General features: G+C 67.6%; 1 protein-coding gene. It reads right to left on the reverse strand.

What is annotated here, in order from left to right:
- Nucleotides 1-17: 17 nt before the first annotated feature.
- Nucleotides 18-1,088, reverse strand: a complete 1,071-nt coding sequence (locus tag RM423_RS24730) for an IS110 family RNA-guided transposase (protein WP_311425694.1) — start codon at nt 1,086-1,088, stop codon at nt 18-20.
- Nucleotides 1,089-1,359 lie beyond the last annotated feature (271 nt).

Raw genomic sequence — 1,359 nt, forward strand, 5'->3', positions numbered from 1 at the left:
AACGGCACCTCTCTGTGTCAAGCGGCTGGCGACGGAGAGGAAACCGAGTCGTTGGTCATGGTGCGGTAGACGACGTCGGTGAGACGGCGTTTGAGGCAGCGCATGGCTTCTTTGTGGTTTTTCCCGGCGGCGCGTTTGCGCTGGTAGTAGCTGCGGCCGGGTGAGTCGTATCGGATCTGGGACAGCGCCATGACGTGCAGTGCGTAGTTGAGCTGGCGGTCGCCTGCGCGGGACAGGCGGTGGCGCACGACGTCGCCGGAGGAGACTTCAATCGGTGCTACGCCGCAGTAGGACGCGAACGCCGCCGAGGAGGCGAAGCGCCCAACAGGACCGGTGCGTGCCAGCATCTTGGCGGCTACCACGTCGCCGATTCCGAGCAGGGCGGTGAGAGTGGTGCCCGAGGCTGTGACGGCGTCGCGGAGGGTTTGCGTGGCCTCGGCGATGCGGCGATCCAGCCGGCGCAGCTCGGTGACCAGGTCGGCGGCGATCGTGCGCAGTGTGCGGCCGAGGGAGTCGCGCGGCCGGACGCGGCGCAGCGCTTCGGCGGCCGCCTCGGCGCTCAAGCCGCGGGCAAGTCCGGAAGGAACGAGCTTGACCATCACGGCGTGCAGCCGATTGATGAGCTGCGTCCGGGCGCGGACCATGTCGTCTCGGTGCTCGGTCACCGCTCGCAGCGCCGCAATGGCGTCGTCGATCTGCACGGCGCGCAACGTTTGCGCCGACCATGCGGCGATGCCGACCGACAGCGCGTCGGCCTGGTCACTCTTGCGTCCGTGACCGGTGGACAGCAGCCGCACGCGGCGAGCCAGCTTCGCCGGAACGTCGATGACGGCGATCTGGTCCTCGCGCAGCCGCTGAGCCAACGGCGCTCCCAACCCAACCGCGCCCTCGATCGCCCACCGGGCATCAGGCCAGGCAGCGGCGAAGCGCCGCAGCTGCCGATAGCCAGCTCGGTTGACCTCGACCCGGATCGCGGCCGCCGCGGCCAAGTCCGCGGTGACCACAACGGCGGTCCAGGACGCCTTATGCGGGTCGACGGCTATGACCACGCCGTGTCGGGCGATCACTTGCTCTGGTGCAGCTGACATCCGAACCATCCTCCAACCGGTTGACGATCATGGATCCGGTGGGAGGGCACACCAACTTCGGGCGTTGCAGACCTCTCTCGAGCCACTCTCACCGGGCGGCTGTGATCAGGACGCAGGCCGTTAGCGAGCCAGCCCAGCAGGGCGACAGGTGTTTCCCGAGCGACCCCGACCACAGCCTTGAAGATCATGGCTGCAGGTCACGAACCCCGTCCAGATTCAACAAGTTGGTTTCCTCTCTGTCGCCAGCCGCTTGACACAGAGAGGTGCCGTT

This window comes from Jatrophihabitans lederbergiae, assembly GCF_031845305.1.
In the GTDB taxonomy this organism is placed as follows: Bacteria; Actinomycetota; Actinomycetes; order Mycobacteriales; family Jatrophihabitantaceae; genus Jatrophihabitans_A; species Jatrophihabitans_A lederbergiae.

Excerpts from the sequence above, each read along its gene's own strand:
- RM423_RS24730 (WP_311425694.1), bottom strand. The coding sequence starts at position 1,088 with ATGTCAGCTGCACCAGAGCAAGTGATCGCCCGACACGGCGTGGTCATA.